This window comes from Niabella terrae (assembly GCF_054783135.1).
Map to the genome: position 1 here is coordinate 579017 of NZ_BAAGRD010000001.1, position 19096 is coordinate 598112.

Genomic DNA, 19096 nt, shown 5'->3' on the forward strand with positions numbered 1-19096 from the left:
GCGGCTTTTTCTTCCTGCTGGCTGTCGGCTGTGGCGCTTCCAGATCCGTGAACAGTGCCGTTGCGGAAAAAAATACCGACAGGCCAGGTATCGTCCAACCCAGGCAGCACCAACCCACTGCAGCTGATGTTAATTTCGTGTATGACTACGAGAGCCTGCTCAGCCCGGAACAGCAAAAGAAACTGGATACTATTGCCAGAACCTTCGAGAAAAGCAACCTGATTGCAATAAAAATAAATACCATCAGCGGCTTTGCGGCACCTTCCGGCACTTTTCAATACAACCGGCAGGACCTGGCGGATTGGGATCAGGCCCATGGTGGCAGCCAGAAAGTAATGGTGATAAGTTTCAGTAAATCCCTGGCACAGGCCCATATTGATTTCGGGGCCTATGTCGGCAAGTTCCTCACCCAGGAAAAAGCGGCAGCAATTCTGGACAGCCAGTACCAGCCGTTAGCAGCCAAGGGCCAATATTTTGAGGGCATTTACAATACCCTGAACGCGGTGACCGACCAGATCCGCAGCAATGTACAGTTCAATCCCCGGCCCGTCTCCAAGTGAACTACCCGGGCGGTGCCTTAAAAACATGTCTGCTGTCCTTTTTGGGAACAGCAGACATGATCGTATTGTAGCACACTATTCAACCGCAACCGGCTGTTTCAATTGCTCCCGCAGGCCATGGGCGGCAGCCACCATGGCTTCCAACGCGGCCCTGGTTTCTTCCCAGCCCCGGGTTTTCAACCCACAATCCGGGTTGACCCAGAGTCGCTCCGCCGGAATAAACTCCAGGGCTTTTTCCAGCAGCTGCTTTATTTCACGGACGGAAGGTATTCTCGGTGAATGGATATCATATACACCCGGACCAATATCATTCGGATAGCTAAAATTCCGGAAAGCCTCCAGCAGTTCCATTTGGGAACGGGAGGTCTCAATGGTGATCACATCGGCATCCATTTCAGCAATGGAACGGATCATATCATTGAACTCGGCATAACACATATGGGTATGGATCTGCGTGCCGGCTGCAGCCCCACCGGCGGCTATACGAAAGGCAGTTACTGCCCAGTTCAGATAGGCTGCCTGTTGCGCTTTGCGCAGGGGCAGTCCTTCGCGGATGGCTGGTTCATCGATCTGGATCATACGAATGCCAGCCTGCTCCAGATCATGTACTTCCTCCCGTATGGCCAAAGCCAACTGATTACAGCTGTCTTTTCGGGGCTGATCATCCCGGACAAAGCTCCATTGTAGCATCGTTACCGGTCCTGTCAGCATCCCCTTTACAGGCTTGTCTGTCAGAGACTGCGCATAACGGCTCCACGCCACCGTCATCGGACCAGGTCGGGAAACATCTCCATAGATGACCGGAGGTTTGACGCAACGGCTGCCATAGCTCTGAACCCAGCCGTTCTGGGTAAAAGCAAAACCCCGGAGTTGCGCTCCGAAATACTCCACCATATCATTGCGTTCAAATTCACCATGTACCAACACATCCAGACCAATGGCTTCCTGCCATTCAATGGCTTTTTTTATTGCTGATTTCAGTTGTTGTTCATAGGTCGCCGCCGAAATTTGACTGTTGCGCAGTTGCGACCGCCAGCGCCGGATTTCCGCAACCTGCGGAAAGGACCCGATAGTGGTCGTCGGCAGCAGCGGCAGTGCCAGTTCCTGCTGCTGCATTGGCTTCCGTACAGCGAAAGGTCGGGAACGTCGTGCATCCGAATCAGACAGGCCGGCCATCCGCTCCCGAACCGCCGGATCATGGATAACCGGAGACTGACGGCGGCGCTCCATCGCCTGCTGATTGGCGGCCAGTGCTTCCCGGGACTGAAGGCTGTCGGGAGCACTGGCAATTTGCCGGAGTGCTACCAGTTCATCCAGTTTTTGCCGGGCAAAAGCCATCCATTGTCGGATTTCATCCGGCAGGGAATCGGAAGCGGGTTCCAGTTCCAGGTCGCAGGGGCAGTGCAGCAGGGAGCAGGAGGGCGCAATCCATATCCTTTCGGATCCGATGGCAGCTACTGCCTTAAGGATCAGGTTAAGGGAGCGCTGATAGTCATTCTTCCAGACATTGCGGCCGTCTACCAGTCCCAGTGACAAATGGGTCCTGGTATGGATAAAGGCCCTGGCCAGGATATCATCCAGTTGTGCGGGGCAGCGCACCAGATCCAGGTGAAGGGTATGCACCGGCAGGCTCAGTGCCGTTTCCAGGTTATCGCCGAAACAGTCGAAATAATTGGCCAGGATGATTTTCAGTAATGGAAATCGCTTTTTCAGCGCGTTATAGGTATGCGCCAGGGCCCAGCGGGCGGTCTCACTGAGGTCGAGGGCAAGTGCCGGTTCATCCAGCTGAATATAGGTGGCTCCCGCATCACTCAGTGCCTGAAGCACATCGAAATAGACAGGCAGCAGTCTTTCCAGCAAATCCAGCCGGTCAAAGCCCGGTTCCTTCTCCTTGCCCAGGAGTAGAAAAGTCACGGGACCGATCAGCACGGGTTTGGCAGGTATCCCTGCGGCGGCAGCCTTCCGATACGCCTCGATCACTTTGGCGCTGAAAAAGGAAAACTCCTGATCACGGGTAAATTCCGGTACCAGGTAATGATAATTGGTATCGAACCATTTGGTCATTTCCAGGGCAGTCAGGTCATACCCCTGTTGCTGGTAGCCCCGGGCCATGGCAAATAAAAGATCCAGCGGGCTGCATACCTGCGGATCCATCAGGGGCTGAAACCGTTCGGGGATGGCACCGACCATGAGGGCGGTGTCCAACACCTGATCATAATAGGAAAAATCATTGACGGGTATCAGATCGATACCCGCCTCCTGCTGCAGCCGCCAGTTTTCGGCGCTGATGGTGGTGGCAACCTGCTCAAGACCGGCGGCGGTCATGGTTCCTGACCAGTATTGTTCACTGGCCTTCTTGAGTTCCCTGTTGCTACCAATACGCGGGTAGCCAAGGTTCTGTGTTTGCATGTTACATTAACTTTTAAATGAATAATCAATTAAAAGCTCTTTACAAGCTTCACAATGCTAAAACGGTAAAACAAGGAATAACAGGAACGGTCGTTTCGTTCAGCAGCCTGTTCATGCCAGGGAAATGGCATCCACGCAACTGAAAATAAAAAAATATCCGGACAATCATTGCTCTATACCGCGAAAGCATTGTTGGTGCAGAAATGGCAGGTCTCCTGGCTTACAGCGGCGCTTACCATCCTTCCCATAATTGTTTGGACAATTACAGTGGATATATGGGGTAAGGCCTTGAACGCTGCTTACAGTTGCGCGACAGCCCGTGAATTTCACACGGTTCCCTATTATCCTCAACGCGAATTGAGGACCATCTCCGACAGATGAAAAATGAAAAGAACTTATATCAGGCCGCAAAGGTACTTAAAACCGAATGCTAAAAAATAAAATATTAAGTAAGGTCTGACCCGGTAAACTGCGACCGCCTTCCTGCCGCCCGATTTTGCCTAACTTTAGCCTATGGAATTTATCGTTGCTGCCGTTTTTGACAATTATATCAGCGCCCACCTGATGATGGGCCGCCTGCAGGATCAACATATCAATTGCTGGCTCAAAGATGAATACACGGTTACGATGCTTACTCATGCATCGGGCATTAAGTTGATGGTAGCGGCACCCCAGATCGAAAGGGCACTGTCCATTATTAACGGAAAGGACGCCGATGGATGAAAGCCAAGAGCTCAGCCTGCCGACCGGCATCCGGAACAGGCATCCGGGGACGTTCCCGTAACTTTAAAATACCATACGATCGAATATAAGAACGAATCACCATGGAGGATCTGATTGCCTATTTTTCAAGCCTGGATCAGCGACCGCTGGAGCGCATGGCCCTACTGGTGGGTGGGCTGCTCTTTTTCTGGATCATCGAAGGCGCCATTCCCCTGTTTCGGCTGGCTTACAGGCGCAACAAGTTCCGGCACGCACTGGTTAATTTCGGCTTTACAGTAATCCACCTGATCATCCATACCGGACTGGCGGTATTCATTGTACTGCTGTCGGACTGGTGCCTCCATCAGCAATGGGGAATGGTTTACTGGATGAATGCCAATATCTGGATCACCATTCTGATCAGTGTACTGGCACTCGATTTCAGCAGTTGGCTGGTGCACTGGATCATGCATAAAAATGCTTATCTATGGCGCTATCACCTGATCCATCACAGCGATAATAAAGTCGACGTGACCACTGGCCTGCGACACCATCCGGGAGACAGCCTGTTGCGCGGCATCTTCTTTCTGCTGCTGATCTTTGTCAGTGGAGCCCCCATGTATGGCGTCATGATTTACCAGACGCTGGTGGTGCTGGCCACCGCCTTTACCCATGCCAATATCAATTTACCCCCGGCGATCGACAGGGCCATCAGCTATCTTTTGATTTCTCCCAATATGCACAAAGTGCATCATCACTGGAAACAACCCTATACCGACAGTAATTACGGCGCGGTGTTTTCCTTCTGGGACCGGCTGCTGGGTACCTTTACCAGCCTGCCAACTACCCGCATCCGCTATGGCCTGGACCGGCATTACCCCAATGAGCGAGATGAAGATTTTATCGGGCTCATGAAAAGTCCTTTCCGGCGGAAGTCATCCGGAAAAAATACCGGAACCCCGGACCGTTAAATCCCCAACTTCCTCAAAACCCGGCACCCGGAAAGAAGAAATTCGTATTTTTCAACTTCCTTGCGGAAGTCAGTAGTACCTTCCCGCTTTTAAAAGGTATTTTATGGAAAAAGTCATCGCTATGATTCCGGCCCGGTATGCGGCCAGCCGCTTCCCGGCCAAACTGATGCAACCCCTGGGTGACCGGCCGGTCATCGTACATACCTATGAATCCGCAAGAAACAGCGGGCTGTTCGACCAGGTATATGTCGTCACGGACAGTGATATTATTTTTCGGGAAATCATCGAAAGGGGCGGCAAAGCTTTGATGAGTACCGGCCACCACGAAAGCGGTACCGACCGTATTGCAGAAGCGGCCGCGGGTCTGGATGCCGAAGTCATCGTCAATGTCCAGGGAGACGAACCTTTTATTCAGAAAGCACCTTTGGAAAAACTGGTCCGGCTGTTTGAGGATCCCGCCGTAAGGGTGGCCTCCCTGATGCGCCGGATGGACGATTCTGCCGATGCCGCCAACCCCAATATGGTTAAGGTCGTTACCAGCAAAAAGGGCCGGGCCCTGTATTTCAGCCGCAGTATGATTCCCTTCCTGCGGGAAGGTGGTGCAGCAGCAGATTATTTTCTGCATATCGGTGTTTATGCGTTCCGCAAAGAAGCATTGCTGGCTTTTACCCAATTACCGCAGGCGCCGTTGGAACTGACCGAGAAACTCGAACAACTGCGTTTTCTCTATCATGATATAGATATCTATATGGCCGAAACCAGGTATACCAATATCGCCATTGATACGCCGGAAGATCTGGAGAAGGCCCTGCAAATGATCAAATAACCGCCATGCAAGTTCCCCAACTCAGTGATATCGGCCGGTTTCCTGCCGAGGCGCAGCTGCGCTTCGAGGAACAATTAAAGCGCAGGCATTTTGAAAAAAACGAACTGATCACCCGTGTCGGTCAGGTAGCCCGCTCCGTTTTCTTCGTTCAGTCGGGCGCCTGCTACCAGTTGCTGATCCGGGATTTGGAAGAACAAGTGGTGGACCTGCACCTGCCCGGTGAGTGGATGGCCGATCATCAAAGCCTGATGGACCAGTCGCCGGCTGTCCTAAGCCTGAAAGCTTTTGAAAAATCCAGCCTGCTGGAACTGCGCCTGGAATCCATCCATTATCTGATCGGTCAGTCACCTGCATTTCTGCAGCTCAGCCGTATTTTTATGCCGGTCAGTCTGCGCACTGAAATGTTCGATCAGGACCTTAGTCCTATAGAAAAATACCGGTTGGTCACCCGTGCCAAACCATTGGTTGCTGCGGTATTTCCGGTAAAAATGATCGCCTCCTATCTGAAAATAGCCCCCGAAACCCTGAGCCGTGTCCGTGCCAGGTACTGATATTTTCTGATCCGGATCAGTTGCAAACGGGCTAATTTATCAGACCTTTATGAAAATCCATAAATTATGCTTACAGCGATCCACCCCAAATTGCCGATGCGCGATAAAGCCATTACCCGCAACTATTATATCAATCAGCTGGGATTCCGGCTAACGGGTACAGATGCCCATGAAGATTACCTGATGCTGATTAAAGACCAGATTGAAATACATTTCTTCCTTTTTAAGGACCTCGATCCAGATACCAACGATGGTCAGGTATATATTCGTAGTAACGATATCAATCTGCTGTATCAGCAATGGCGGACAGCGGGCGTACCGATTCATCCCAACGGCCCGCTGCAGGACAAGCCCTGGGGACAGCGCGAATTTTCCCTGCTGGATCCCGACAGCAATCTACTGACTTTCGGCCAGGCAATGCAGCGGTAATCCCGAAGGATTGCAGCTCCCGGGATGTACCGACTGATAGCGGCCAAAAAAATAATGGTACCTTAGTTATGACACGGTGACCGATCCTCAATTTAAAATTTCAGCAAGTACCCATGCACCCCGAAAAATATCTGCGATACCTGTTCCTGCCCAACCTTCTGGAACTGTTTGGCACCAGCCGTACCAAGGAAATTCTTTCCGTCAATCCCACGCTGGTCCCGGTCCGGGAAGAAGCGACCACCGTGATCATCACGGCCTATGTATACAATAAAGAAGGCGTACAGGAATACAAGGCCTGCCAACTGGATGAACTGTCAGCACTGAAGGACCGCGGCGGCATCGTCTGGATTAATATCGATGGGTTGCGAAAAAAAGACGTTGAAAAGATGGGTGCGGTCTTTGGCATCCATCCCCTGCTGCAGGAAGATATTCTGAGTCTCAATCAGCGTCCAAAGATGGACGAAATCGATGACATCCTGTTCAGCCTGATGAATATGCTGTACTACAATGAAGAAAAACGAACCGTAGATCAGGAACAGATCAGCCTGGTGCTGGGTAAGAACTTCGTGGTCACTTTTCAGGATGACCCGGCCAAGGACCTGTTCGGTCCCCTGCGGGAAAGACTGAAACTTCCTTTGAGTAAAACACGTACCAAGGAAGCCGACTACCTGTATTATACCCTGATAGATACCATTGTCGACAACTATTTTATTGTCATGGACCGGCTGCGCGACCGGATCGAAGATGCGGAAGAGTATATTGTTCATAGCACCAATAAAAGATCGCTGGCATTGATCAATGTCCTTCGTAAAGAACTGATTGTACTAAAAAGAAATATTTTCCCTGTCCGGGATGTGGTCAGTGGGTTGATCAAAAGCGACAGCGAGCTGCTGAGTACCGGCAACGAACGGTATTATAAGGATGTTTACGATCATATTGTTCAGGCCATCGACCTGGTAGAAAATTACCGGGACATGGTCATGGGATTGCAGGACCTCTATATCAGCAATGTCAACCTGAAAACCAATGAAGTGATGAAAGTGATGGCCATTGTTACCTGCCTGCTGGCACCTGCTACCGTGATCGGTGGCATCTTCGGTATGAACTTTCAGGTGATACCCTTAAGCGGCCAGCACTGGGGCTTCTGGATCGCCGTGGCCGCCATGCTGATCATCCCGCTTTGGATGTTGCTGATTTTTAAACGCCGTGGCTGGTTCTGAACACCCTGCCTGCCCGGCTGCCTTTAGCGCAGCCCCCATTGCTTTTGCATAAACTGTATAAAGACGTCATAATCCTCCGGCAATACGGTATGTCCGCCGGCATGCAGGTAATAGCCCAGGGGATGCAGCAGGCTGCGATCCCCTGCCGCGGGCATATCGCCATCGCCTGGACCGGCAAGACCAAATAGCCGGTAAACCGGTTCAGCTGCCTGCACGGCCAAGAAAGCACCCCGGGGATCTGAAAAAAAATCCCGGTCACCGCTCTGTATCAATACCGGGCGGGGCGCAATCAGGGCAATCAGCATATGACTGTCCATGGGCAGATTCGGGACCTCGTCGGCAAAGTAATGATAGTTGGGGGCGAACTGATAATAGTACCGATTGGTATCGGTTATCATTTTGATGGTCTCCCCAAAATTCCGGCGACTCAGTGCGGCGCCGCCTTCCCCTGAAATACTGGGAATGATCAGCGAAAAGCGGGGATCCCGCGCCCCTGTCCAGAGCACGGTTTTGCCCAGACGGGAAGCGCCCTGCAGGGCGATACGGCGGCCGTCTATGGCAGGATCCTGCTGTAGATAATCCATGACACGACTTAACCCCCAACTCCAGGCCGCAATGGCACCCCCACCATCCGCAGGCCGCGGTTGCCCGGGTGGATAAAATTGCCGGCGTATTCCGTAGCGGATGCCGGCTTTAAAATCGGGTTCAATATCACCATAATACAAAGTGGCAAAACCGATGCCCCTGTTAATAAAAGGCGCCGGATTGATTTTTGAAAAATTACTGCTGGTCTGTAGCTGGGGCTGGCCCTTGATCCAGGCCATGGCGGGCTGCAGGGCCGGATCATCAACGGCCATGGCATTGGTAACAAATGACAGATGCAGCAGCAGGGGCGCCGGCCGGGGCTGCAGGGGCAGGTAAATCAATAATTCCAGTTTATGGTCCTGGCTGTCCGGGCCGAGATAAAGCGTAACCTGTCGCCGGATCGCCCTGCCACCCAGGGCTTTTCCGTTTTGTTCCCTTACCGCAAAGCGCAGGGGCTGCAGCGCCGCGGGCATCCTGCCGAACTGATTGGTTTCTAAAAGCTGCAGGATTTCCGGTCTTCTTTGCTGCATCCAGGTAGCGCTGTCGGTTACCGGCCGGCCATCTGCCAGCAGCAAAGGATCAGGAAGCCGGTAGACACCTACCTGGGCTTCATCATAATTAACCGCGATGCCCGCTACGCGCGCCGGTCCGGCGGCAGGCTGACTACAGACCGAAGCGGCTGTCAATAACAATCCGGCCCCCAAAAATACAGGTACAATATATTTCATATGGATCATTGATCATTACTGGACAGGTTCGGGTCTTCAACAGCGATGAAGCCGCTGTTGGCTCACCGTTTTTTGTAAATCGGTACCGTGCTGCAGGGCTCCCCATACATCAGGGTTCTGACCACGGGCAATAATACGGTCGTAATGGCCGTATAGGCTTCCGGACCGATGCCGATATCGCCACAGCCTTTGATGACCACTCTTTTATCACTATAGGTGGCCGGATCAATGGCATAGATCGCTTCCAGGACCGCCTGGCGCCGGAGTTCCTCCGGGTTACCCGCGCTCACCGAGGCAGCCAGGGGTTGCAGGTAAGAAGTGATCAGCATATACGCCCATAGGGGAATAATCGCATCAGCACCGCAGGTAATGATAACCGTCTTTCCGCTATAGGGTTGCCAGTCCAGTTCCTTAAGGGCCTGCCGAAACTCCTTTTCCTTCAGAATCATACCCATAAACAGGTAATCTTTGATATCAAACACCACCGGGGCCTCAGCCGGATAAAATTTTTCCAGGTCCAGGGTAATGATGCCACTTTCGGCTACTTTATTTCTGATGGGCTCCATATGCCAAAAATAACATTTCCGGAGGGTAAATGGTTCCCGTCAGCACCGGGAAAAAAAATCCCGGCCACCAGGGCCGGGATAGCTAATATCTGAATAATTCCGGTTAATAGAAGGTACTGCGGTTGTCCTCAATTTCTGCGGCTTCCTGCAGGGCTTGCAGGGAGCGGAACTGAGACTGTTGCCGGGTTTGCATATAGCGCATATTACGCAGCTGTTCCACATTGGCGGCTTCTACCGGTGTATTGGATAACTGATCCACCCGCAAAATATATACCCCCTGGGAACCGGCAATCGGTTGGGGTATCACTTTGCTGACATTCTCTTTATTGAAGGCTGCACCCAGGACCTTGGGCTCGAATCCCAGCGCCTGAGAAGCCTGGGAAGAGAACCGCAGGCTATCGGCTGTTTCCACCGGTTGTTTCAGGGTGGAAGCGGCTGCTTCCAGGCTCGTAATCTTACCCAGTTGCTGAGCGATCAGCGCCGCTTTCTTCTCATTGATCAGCACGGGTTCCACCATGGTTCTGGCTTTGGCCGCCGTCATGGTGCCTTTCTTATTGACTTCAGTTAACAGTCCCACGACATAAAAATCCCCCACGCGTTCCGGCGCAAGGACATCTCCCTGTTCGGCCTTGTAAATGCTTTTGACAAAAGAACGGGAAGTTCCCAGGCCCTGGATCATATATCCGGATTCGGGAATATCCTGGGCCACTGATTTATAAACACCGGCATCCTGTTTCAGCTTATCAGAAGCGGCTGTAAAGGCTTTGCCATCGGTGGCCTGGGCTGCAAATTTTGTTGCCTGGGCATAAGCGGCATCGTCGGTTTCCTTGCTGGCTTCAATCGGCTTGGAAATATAGGCGATCTTATAGCCCATACCGCTGCCCTTCTGGGAAAGTATTTCAATATAATGATATCCAAAATCGGTTTTTACTACACCCTTGGTGCCGGTAGGATTACCGAAAATAAAATCGTTGAACTCCGGCACCATCTGTCCCGAAGGCACATCTTCATAGCGACCGCCGTTCTGGGCGCTGCCCATATCGGTAGAGAACTGAAGCGCCAGAGAATCAAAATTGGCACCGTTGCGGATGGCAAGAGCAATACTGTCGGCCAGGTGTTTAGCCGTTGTCGTATCCCTGATGGGAATCTGCGCACCGGTTTGCGGATCCTGCTGCGAAAGACCGATCAGGATATGACGTATGGATACGGTATCCGGAATGGCTTTCTGGGCTACGATTCTGGAGAGGCTATAACTGGTGCCATCAAGATAAGGACCGTAAACCTGACCGGGTCCTGCCGCCAGGATGGCGTCTTTTTCAGGCACCTGGATACGGTCACCACCAATATAACCCTCATAATAATTATTCACCCCCTGGCTGACCAGGAACTGCTTTACATCATCGGTGCTGTCAAATGCGGCTTTGAGTTCCAGCATCTGCTCACGAACTTTGGCACTGTCGGTAGCACTGGGTTGGGCATTGAAAGCCACATAGGAGATGCTGCGGCTGGCTTCCTGTTTGAATTCATTTTTATGGGCACTGACATATTTTTCGACATCTGCCAAAGTCACTTTCACTGCTGAATCCGCAATCGAAGCATAGGGTGTACGAACATAGGATATTTTGGAAATCAGGCTGCTCTGTGCGTTTTCCTTTTCAATCATCCATTTGGGAAAATTGATGCTGGAAGTCAGCAGGGCATCATATTTTTCTGCCAGGCGCTGGAAGGCCATCTGGTCCAGAAAAGCATTCAGTTGTGCTTTCTGATCGGCAGTTCCCTGGGTGCGGATCTGCGTGATCTGCTGATGAGCCAGCTGCGGATTATACTGACCGGTCTGCGGATCAGAAAAAGCCTGCCGGAGGTCCTGAGGCGGATTGGTACCAAACAGTAAATCATTCAGTTCTTTCTTACCGATACTGATGCCCAGTTTTTCCGTCTGCTGGTTCAGCAGTACCCGCGCTATTTCAGCATTCCAGGCTGCTTCATTGGCCTGAAAGCTAAGGGCTTCTCCGCCGCCCATTCCCCGCTGCTGCATCATATTGGTCTGCTGTTCCACCATTTGCTGAAACTGCTGGATATCCACCCGTTCCCCGTTTATCTTACCTACGCTACTCACGTCTCCCCTGAATAGGCCGCCGCCATTCTCGAAAGCAAGCATTACCACAAATACGACCAGCGAAAGACCAATGATAACGGCCATGAACTTGCCGTATTTATCCTGGATCTGTTGAATTATTGACATATTACTATATATATTAGAAAAGGTTGGCAAAAATAGGGTATTTGAAAATATCAACAAACTGTGGAAAACCTTTTGAGACAGCGCATAGGCCCGCTTTCAGGCCCTGGCGGGTCAGGCCCTGTCGGGTCGGCCCGATAACCGGGCAGGTCAACGGTAGCGGTACCGGCGGACCTGGGGGTAGAAAGAAGTTCGCAGAAGTGTCAAAAACCGGAATATCAGGCCAGGAGGGCGTCGATTTTCCCGGCGAGCTGATGGTCTTTATCCGTCACAATATCACCGCTGTCATGCGTGTTGAGCCAGATTTCCACCCGGTTATAGACATTTTTCCATTCCGGATGGTGGTTCATCTTTTCTGCTTCGATGGCCACCCGGGTCATAAATCCAAACGCTTCACTGAAGTCACTGAATTCAAATTTCTGGTACAACTGGTTTTCGAGCTTTTGCCACATAATCATTGCTTTTAAAAAATGAGGTATTCCTTGTTCCTGATTTTCTCATTGGTCAGCTCGGTAATCAGCTGAATGCCCGGGATGCTCAGCAGCAGGGTCTTGAGCTGGGCCAGAAAGGCATCGGAGACGGTATCGTTCTTCATCAGCCATAAAAAATCCAGGTTCTTGAACTCTGGCAGCAGGTACTCCCCGTCATGCAGGTTATTATAGAGATAGTGACAGAGGGCCGTGTGGGGTTCATGGTATTCATAGACCGAAAAGAAATAATTGCGTTCTTTTCGTCTCAGGTTGATTTCGATATCGTGATTGATCCGAAAATCGAGGTCCAGCATTTTATTCAGGTTCCAGCAGAACCGGTAATCCTTTACTGCAGTGACAATGCCCAGTAATTTGGCCCCTTCGAAGAAATGATCAATAATTTCCTGGGTATCCAGTTCCAGTTTCAATAATGCCATATCCTGCCTTTTAGGTGCTACACTTGTAAAGGTAACCCAACCGGAACGGTATTTCCTTAAATCCGGATTAAAAACTTCCGTATTTCGTAAACATTCAAGCGGAAAGCCTGTTAATTTTGCCGATTACTATCTTGAGCGGAAAAAAATTACATATCGCATTAGCCGGCAATCCCAATAGCGGTAAAACTTCCCTGTTTAATGCATTGACCGGGCTCAATCAGAAGGTCGGTAATTTCCCTGGTGTAACAGTAGACAAGAAAACGGGCCATACCCGAGTCGGTGATGCCATGGCCACGGTCATTGACCTGCCCGGGACCTACAGCCTCTATCCCAGGCGGCTCGACGAGCAGGTCGCCTATAAAGTGCTCCTGGATCAGGACCCTCAGATAAAAGCCGATGTTTTCGTAGTAGTGGCTGATGCGAGCAGCCTGAAAAGGAACCTGCTGTTCTGTACCCAGCTCATCGATCTGAAAAGGCCGGTCGTCCTGGCACTTACCATGATGGATATCGCCCGTAAAAAAGGAATACATATCGATATTCAGGAGATGGAGCGGGAACTGGGCGTTCCTGTCGTGGCGGTAAATCCCCGGAAAAACAAGGGAATTGATGCCTTAAAAAAAGCCATTGAGCTGGTCGCGGGTCCCCTGTTCAAGCCCGCGCCCCGGAATTTTATAGAAGTGGGCAGTCAGGCAATGCCCTCGGTAACCGCGCTGCAGCAAATCGTTCCCGTAGGTGATTATGAGGCCGTACATTACCTGATCAATCATGAGAATTTTCCACTGCCCGATGCCACCCAGGAAGCGATAGAACAGACCGAAATCGACACCCATTTCAACCCTACCCGCACCCAGGCCGAAGAAATTGTGGACCGCTACCGGCGGATTTCTCATATAATGCAGCAGGCAGTCACCCTGCCGGACCCGCAGAAGCAGTCCAAGATGACCGAGAAGCTGGACACGGTATTCCTGCACCGGTTCTGGGGATATTTTATTTTACTGGCCGTTCTTTTTCTGATGTTTCAGTGCGTATTCCTGCTGGCTTCCTATCCCATGGACTGGATCGATGGTGGCACGGCCGCTTTCAGCAACTGGCTGACGGAAATATTACCGGAAAATAATTTCACCGACCTGCTGGTCAACGGACTGGTAGCCGGATTGGGGGGTATCGTGATATTCATCCCGCAGATCATGATTCTGTTCGGACTGATTACCTTACTGGAGGATACGGGTTACATGGCCAGGATCAGTTTTTTGACCGACCGGGTCATGCGCACCGTAGGACTCAACGGCAAGAGTGTGATGCCCATGATCAGTGGGTTCGCCTGCGCTGTTCCGGCGATCATGAGTGCCCGAAATATCGAAAATCAGAAAGAAAGGCTACTGACCATCCTGGTGACGCCTTTGATGAGCTGCTCGGCCAGGCTGCCGGTCTATATTATTTTGACGGCGATCGTCATACCTAAAACCATGGTACTGGGTTTTATCAGCCTGCAGGGACTGGTGATGATGGGGCTGTATCTGATCGGCGTGATCTTTGCGATGGCCGCTTCCTATGTCGCCAAGTTCTTTATTAAAATCAAAGAAAAAAGTTTCTTTATTCTGGAACTTCCGGTTTACCGGGCCCCGCGTTGGAAAAATGCCCTGCAGACGATGATTGAGAAAGCAAAAATCTTCGTAGTGCAGGCGGGTAAAATTATTATCATCATCAGTCTGGCCCTCTGGTTCCTGAGTTCGTATGGACCCAGTGAAAAAATGCAGGCCGTGCATCAGCAATACGAAACAGCACTAACCCTTCCCGGCGCCGACAGCACCCAAATCGCTGAAAATTACGGAACAGCCCGTTTGGAAAACTCTTATGCCGGTATCATGGGTAAAGCGATAGAGCCGGTCATCCGACCCCTGGGCTATGACTGGAAAATCGGCATTGCGCTGATCACCTCCTTTGCTGCCCGCGAAGTATTTGTGGGCACGATGGCTACACTTTACAGTGTAGAAGACGACGGCGAAGAAAATGTCGCCCTGCAGCAACGAATGCAACAGGCCACTTTCAGTGATGGCAGCAAAGTTTTTACCCTGGCCACCGGGATGTCCCTGATGTTGTTTTATGTATTTGCCATGCAATGTATGAGCACCCTGGCTATTGTTAAAAGGGAAACCGGCACCTGGAAATGGCCGATGATCCAACTGGCCTACATGACGGCGCTGGCCTATATGGCTGCCTTTATCTCCTACCAATTATTAAAATAACTTAACCTTCAGGCAGGGCCCGCCATTTACGGACCAGTCCGCTATACCCCCAGAAACAGAGACAGCCCAGGATCAGGAAAATATAACTCCATCGGGCGCCCAACAGGTCAATGATCAGTCTTGGCCGTAGCCGGTAGTAGCTACTGTCGCCGTAAAGATGCATATAATACTTTTCCTGATGCTGGTTGATGATCAGCAGGACCAGAAATAACCAGGGCACAATAATCGCCAGACCCAGGTTGATAAATACCGCCCGTACATTTTTCTTCAGCCTGATGAATCCCAGGAATGGAACCAACAGTACCAGCGCACCGATAATCAGTATCAGGTAGTAGATCCCGAGGTCGCTGTTGAGTTGCAGCAACATGATCAATAGCCCGGTAAACACCGTTAGCAGAATGCCAAAAATAATCGTGAGCAGCAGGGATCGCAAATCGGAAGTCCGGTAAATATACAGGAACACCGTAAGAAAAAAAGCCAGCCAGATGAGCAGATGAACCTGAAAATTCCAAAAACTGGACCGCCGTATATGTTCGATATTACTAAATGAAGTCTCCAGTCCGGCTGTATCAAAATAATAACCGGTCAAATGTGACTGATAAAACCGGTTTTTCAGATCGGCGCCTTCCTGATCTGTCATCGCAGGGGGCTCCACGATGGCGGTGGTACTATCCGGCTCTGGTGTAATGGAGGGGGTCAGGACAGGCGCTTCGAAAACAGCATCCGGATGGTTACGGATAAAATGCTGCACCTGATACGCTTCGGTATCCACCAGGTTCATCCAGGCATCAGTCGTTAAATTGGTCTGGATCTGATACGCCGCCGCGATCGCCAGAAAACGCGTCATTACCGCTTTCACTGCCCGGGGGTCCTTCCGGTTCAACAAAGCCTGCACCCGCTGGTTAAGTCGCCGGGCGGCGGTGTCTGGCCATCCGGATGCAGGCTGCTCCCTGCCCCATCCCCGGTGTTCAACAGGGACGGGGAATCGAACACGGGAGTAATTATAATAGCTAAGTTCCACCGTTGCGATGCGCGACAGATCAACGACTTCCCCTTTCAGCCACAGCAGTTGCAGGGTATCATTCAGGTCTTGGTGCTTAATGATCCCCGAAGCAGGGTTCGGTACGACCGTGTCAGCATACCTGTCCTGCTGTATCCGGATGACTTTGTAAAACTGATATTCATCATTTAGTCTGCTGAGGTAGGGTTTCCTGAAATCAATCTGGTCCTCCTCCGTCTCACAATACAGACTATCGAATGGTGAAGGTGATTTGCGCTGATCAATGCCATAGGACGCCTGGTCCTGGCTCAGAAAGGCGGCCGCCAGATTTGACAGTTCCCGTTGCTGCCACATTGTTGTTGCAGGAAAACGGTTCTTGATATAGGTTTGGTAACCCAGGATATAAGAAACAAAAAATCCTGAAACAAAAAAGAAGATAACAAAATAGATCAGAAAGGACCCGAATAGCTGCCAACGGCTGGTAGGGTAAAAGTTCTTAAAACCGTTATGACGGAATAACAGCATCAGCCAGATCACCAACACCAGTATCGAACAGATGATGCTGAATAACAGTGCGCCGTTATGCAGGTAAGGCATATCGCCCCAGTATTGCTGCAACAGGCTGCTATCCCGGAATGTCGCCAGACCCATCAAAAAAAAGATACCATGTATTAATAAACTGATCAGCAGCACCCAAACCAGGCGGGTGGTCCAGATCAGTGGATAACGTTCCAGTAGCAGCTGGTTGATCCTATTGATAAATGTTTTCATTGCATTGCCGTTTTTACTGCATTTTTCGAAAGACTTCCGGGTAGTATCCGAAAGCCGGCGACCAAAAAAGGTCCGGACCGGGCGCCCGCGGCGCAGAAACTACCTCAGCGAACAAAGTATTTACGGGTGGAATGGGTAATATCACGCAGATAGGTCACCGGCAGCCGCGCTTCACCCAGGACCCGCATGACCTGATCGAAAGTATGTACTGCGTCAAAATAGAGAATATACACCCCTCCATTATAGGTGATATTTACCGGGCCCAGGGATTGTAATGCGATCGCCAGCTGCTCCCGTCGGGCATCCGTATCCAGCTCCACCACCAAGGCGCTGACCGGGCCTGCCGCCTTATTCAAATCCCGGTCGGTATATTTCCCGTCCCTGAGGTAAATCACTTTATCGGAAACTTTCTCTACTTCATATAATTGCTGGGAGCTCAGCATCATGGCGATGGGCTGACTGACCGAACCGGCGATGGACCGAAGATCTTCCAGTATCATCTGCTGCGCCAGCACATCCAGATTGGCGAGCGGTTCATCGAGCAGGAGTAGTTCGGGTTGCCTGAGCAGCGTTCTTGCCAGTTCAAACCGCATTTTATAGCCGGAGGAAAGCTCGGACCATTTCATGTGCCGGAACTTCCACAGTCCCATTCTGGCGATCATAAACAATACCCGGGTTTCATTCTCCGCAGCGGGCAATCCATAAGAGGCGGGTACCAGTTTAAGATTGTCTTTGAGGCTGCCATACCATTTACGGGTACGCTGCGGAATATAGACCAGCCGGGTCCGGAGGGAAAAGCTGTCCGGAGCCGGCCGCGTCAACCGATAGCTCAGCGAACCGCTGTCGTATTGAATGGATCCGGCCAGCAACCGTAAAAGCGTGGTTTTCCCGTTGCCGTTTTCGCCTACCAGGCCGTAGACCTGGCCTTTTCGTATTTCCAGTGAAACAGGACCCAGTGAAAATCCACCTCCGCGGTATTGTTTACAAATATCCTGGGCGATCAGGACCGGCTGACGGGTCTCCGCCTCCTTAACCGGTATCCGGCTTGTCTTCTCCAGCAGCTGTCTGGCCCGCTCCAGCAGCGCTTCCCTGGACTCAGGATGAGCTTCCTGCCAGTCGGTAAGATCAATGGCTTCTTTGAAAAGGGATAGTTCGCGGCTATCCGCAACACAATCCAGCAGCTTGCGCAGTCCGGGATTCAGGTCGTTATTAGCCAAGAGGTCTCTGACGGTTTTGGCGCGCAGCTCCTGCTTTTCCATAAGTGACTTTTGCCAAACTTACGAAATTCCTGCTACTGTCGAAACGGGGTTAAGACAACCATTTTTTATAAAAAGTGCCGTAAAACCGACAAGTCTTTAGCTTGTGGGATGTAAGGCACAAAAGATTTTAGCCTTGTGAAAGAATATACTGACGGACGGTTTCCGGACTTGCTTCACCTATTGAACAGACGAAGTAACCATCTGAGGAGAAAGTACATTCTTTCCAAAAGTTCTTTGACAATCTGTTTTTGTGCTTTTGCCAAATTGCAAGGGTACTTTCCTGCTTCAATTTACGAACAATGGAAGTAACAGAAAGACTTGGAATATACCGAACAAGAAAATGAATGTGGTCTAACTCTGATTCAACCACTTCAATTTCAAAATCCGATTTAGAAGTAATTGAAAGTAAAAGAGACTTCAGGTCATTATCTAAATCGCCAATCAGCAGCTTTTTACGGTATTTACCAACAAAAATCAAATGGCATTTAAGATAATGCTTTGAACGATCTGTGGAAATGCAATTACTATCTTTGCACAAATGTTACGAGCATACAAATATTGCCTTTTGCCTACCGAAGAACAGCAGCAACAATTAGCTAAGTTTTTCGGCAGTGCAAGATTTGTTTACAATCTCGGTTTAGAAACCAAGATGCAAGCATGGACATCTGCACGTAAACAGTTGACCTGTATAGACCTTGCTAATCAAATGAAGGAATTGAAAGACACCGAAGCCAAATGGCTTAAGGAGTGTCCTTCACAAACACTTCAAATGAGTTTGAGAAATTTAGATAATGCCTACACCAAATTTTTCAAAGGTGGCGGCTTTCCTAAATTCAAATCAAAACATAAAAAGCAGTCTATACAATTTCCGCAAGGAGTAAAAACAGACTTTGAAAATGGAACTATCTTTTTACCGAAGTTGAAAAACGTTTCCTGTATTTTTCATCGCCAATTCAAAGGTGAGATTAAAACAGTGACCGTTTCCAAAACTTCAACAGGGAAATACTTTGTAAGCATACTCGTTGATAACCAAAAACAGTTGCCTAAAAAGAAACCTGTAAAAGAAAAGACATCCATTGGAATAGATATGGGAGTGAAAACTTTTGCAACCCTATCTGACGGTACTT

18 protein-coding genes and 1 riboswitch are annotated in these 19096 nt (G+C 50.4%); of the genes, 9 read left to right on the forward strand and 9 right to left on the reverse strand.

What is annotated here, in order from left to right:
- Positions 1-47 precede the first annotated feature (47 nt).
- Positions 48-560 (forward strand): TPM domain-containing protein, encoded by a 513-nt coding sequence (locus tag ACYVI9_RS02600; RefSeq protein WP_460760264.1) that lies wholly within the window; start codon positions 48-50, stop codon positions 558-560.
- Positions 561-635: 75 nt separating this feature from the next.
- Here ACYVI9_RS02600 and metE read toward each other — a convergent pair whose 3' ends face one another.
- The gene (gene metE, locus ACYVI9_RS02605; protein WP_460760266.1) at positions 636-2969 is read right to left on the reverse strand and encodes a 5-methyltetrahydropteroyltriglutamate--homocysteine S-methyltransferase; all 2334 of its coding nucleotides are present in this window, start codon (positions 2967-2969) and stop codon (positions 636-638) included.
- Between the two features lie 188 nt (positions 2970-3157).
- A riboswitch (cobalamin riboswitch) is annotated at positions 3158-3353 on the reverse strand.
- Positions 3354-3482: 129 nt separating this feature from the next.
- Between metE and ACYVI9_RS02610 the strand changes: the two genes are divergently transcribed.
- From ACYVI9_RS02610 to corA, 6 genes are all read left to right on the forward strand, one after another.
- A complete protein-coding gene (locus tag ACYVI9_RS02610) occupies positions 3483-3692 on the forward strand; it encodes a putative signal transducing protein (RefSeq protein ID WP_460760269.1) in 210 nt (69 codons plus the stop codon).
- A gap of 101 nt (positions 3693-3793) precedes the next feature.
- Positions 3794-4642 (forward strand): sterol desaturase family protein, encoded by an 849-nt coding sequence (locus tag ACYVI9_RS02615; RefSeq protein WP_460760272.1) that lies wholly within the window; start codon positions 3794-3796, stop codon positions 4640-4642.
- Positions 4643-4745: 103 nt separating this feature from the next.
- Positions 4746-5468, forward strand: coding sequence for a 3-deoxy-manno-octulosonate cytidylyltransferase (gene kdsB, locus ACYVI9_RS02620; protein ID WP_460760274.1), 723 nt, complete (start codon positions 4746-4748; stop codon positions 5466-5468).
- Positions 5469-5473: 5 nt separating this feature from the next.
- Positions 5474-6019 (forward strand): Crp/Fnr family transcriptional regulator, encoded by a 546-nt coding sequence (locus ACYVI9_RS02625; protein WP_460760277.1) that lies wholly within the window; start codon positions 5474-5476, stop codon positions 6017-6019.
- 66 nt (positions 6020-6085) lie between these two features.
- Positions 6086-6448: a bleomycin resistance protein gene (locus ACYVI9_RS02630; protein ID WP_460760279.1), complete on the forward strand. Its 363-nt coding sequence runs from the start codon at positions 6086-6088 to the stop codon at positions 6446-6448.
- A 113-nt stretch (positions 6449-6561) separates the two neighbouring features.
- The gene (gene corA, locus ACYVI9_RS02635) at positions 6562-7668 is read left to right on the forward strand and encodes a magnesium/cobalt transporter CorA (protein WP_460760282.1); all 1107 of its coding nucleotides are present in this window, start codon (positions 6562-6564) and stop codon (positions 7666-7668) included.
- Between the two features lie 23 nt (positions 7669-7691).
- Here the strand turns inward: corA and ACYVI9_RS02640 are convergent, their stop codons facing one another.
- From ACYVI9_RS02640 to ACYVI9_RS02660, 5 genes are all read right to left on the reverse strand, one after another.
- Positions 7692-8981 carry an alpha/beta hydrolase family protein gene (locus ACYVI9_RS02640; protein WP_460760285.1) on the reverse strand — a complete coding sequence of 430 codons (1290 nt, stop codon included), beginning with the start codon at positions 8979-8981 and terminating at the stop codon, positions 7692-7694.
- 62 nt (positions 8982-9043) lie between these two features.
- Positions 9044-9547, reverse strand: a complete 504-nt coding sequence (locus ACYVI9_RS02645; RefSeq protein WP_460760287.1) for a DUF2480 family protein — start codon at positions 9545-9547, stop codon at positions 9044-9046.
- A 103-nt stretch (positions 9548-9650) separates the two neighbouring features.
- Positions 9651-11789, reverse strand: coding sequence for a peptidylprolyl isomerase (locus ACYVI9_RS02650; protein ID WP_460760290.1), 2139 nt, complete (start codon positions 11787-11789; stop codon positions 9651-9653).
- A gap of 215 nt (positions 11790-12004) precedes the next feature.
- Positions 12005-12238, reverse strand: coding sequence for a 4a-hydroxytetrahydrobiopterin dehydratase (locus ACYVI9_RS02655; protein ID WP_460760292.1), 234 nt, complete (start codon positions 12236-12238; stop codon positions 12005-12007).
- 11 nt (positions 12239-12249) lie between these two features.
- Positions 12250-12693, reverse strand: coding sequence for an IPExxxVDY family protein (locus tag ACYVI9_RS02660; RefSeq protein WP_460760295.1), 444 nt, complete (start codon positions 12691-12693; stop codon positions 12250-12252).
- A gap of 131 nt (positions 12694-12824) precedes the next feature.
- Here ACYVI9_RS02660 and feoB point away from each other — a divergent pair, with 131 nt between their 5' ends.
- Positions 12825-14939 (forward strand): ferrous iron transport protein B, encoded by a 2115-nt coding sequence (gene feoB / locus ACYVI9_RS02665; RefSeq protein ID WP_460760298.1) that lies wholly within the window; start codon positions 12825-12827, stop codon positions 14937-14939.
- Position 14940: 1 nt separating this feature from the next.
- Here feoB and ACYVI9_RS02670 read toward each other — a convergent pair whose 3' ends face one another.
- The 3 genes from ACYVI9_RS02670 to tnpA form a co-directional block, all read right to left on the reverse strand.
- Complete coding sequence (locus ACYVI9_RS02670) at positions 14941-16710, reverse strand: hypothetical protein (protein WP_460760301.1); 1770 nt, start codon at positions 16708-16710, stop codon at positions 14941-14943.
- A gap of 104 nt (positions 16711-16814) precedes the next feature.
- Positions 16815-17969, reverse strand: a complete 1155-nt coding sequence (locus ACYVI9_RS02675; protein ID WP_460760303.1) for an ATP-binding cassette domain-containing protein — start codon at positions 17967-17969, stop codon at positions 16815-16817.
- 127 nt (positions 17970-18096) lie between these two features.
- Positions 18097-18507, reverse strand: a complete 411-nt coding sequence (tnpA, locus tag ACYVI9_RS02680) for an IS200/IS605 family transposase (RefSeq protein WP_460760306.1) — start codon at positions 18505-18507, stop codon at positions 18097-18099.
- Positions 18508-18534: 27 nt separating this feature from the next.
- Here tnpA and ACYVI9_RS02685 point away from each other — a divergent pair.
- Positions 18535-19096 (forward strand): RNA-guided endonuclease InsQ/TnpB family protein (locus ACYVI9_RS02685; protein ID WP_460760309.1); only part of this gene is annotated, 562 nt, incomplete at its 3' end.